The organism is Shewanella sp. 10N.286.51.B2 (genome assembly GCF_041469265.1).
Classification (GTDB): domain Bacteria; phylum Pseudomonadota; class Gammaproteobacteria; order Enterobacterales; family Shewanellaceae; genus Shewanella.
Genome location: NZ_JBFRKH010000160.1, coordinates 1 through 321, shown reverse-complemented (window position 1 = coordinate 321; position 321 = coordinate 1). Strand labels below are relative to the sequence as shown.

Annotated in this window: 1 protein-coding gene; it reads right to left on the bottom strand. The window is 55.8% G+C overall.

Going from position 1 to position 321, the window contains the following annotated elements; genetic code table 11:
- The coding region (locus AB4140_RS19840) for a hypothetical protein (protein ID WP_372002371.1) at positions 1–321 on the bottom strand (321 nt) is incomplete at both ends.

Below are 321 nucleotides of genomic sequence, written 5' to 3'. Positions count from 1 at the left end.
GGCGTGAACGTGTAATCGCCGTTGCTCGCGATGCTCAACGTACCCACGCCTTGGATCGTCGCCGTTTGACCTGGCGTGAAGCTTTCCGCTGTGCCGTCACCATTGATGTCGACGCTAAAGCCTTTCACCGTCACCGGACCATCAACACTTGAGGTGCCCGTTAGGACGTTGTCCGTCAGTGAACCATCTTCATCCACTGTCTCTGTTTCCGAACCATCTGTGAAGCTGTCGTCTTTCGCATTGATGTCGATGGTCAGCGTTGAGTCCACATCCGTATCACCGTCAGTCACCGTGTAGCTCACCACTGGCACGTCGCCGTTG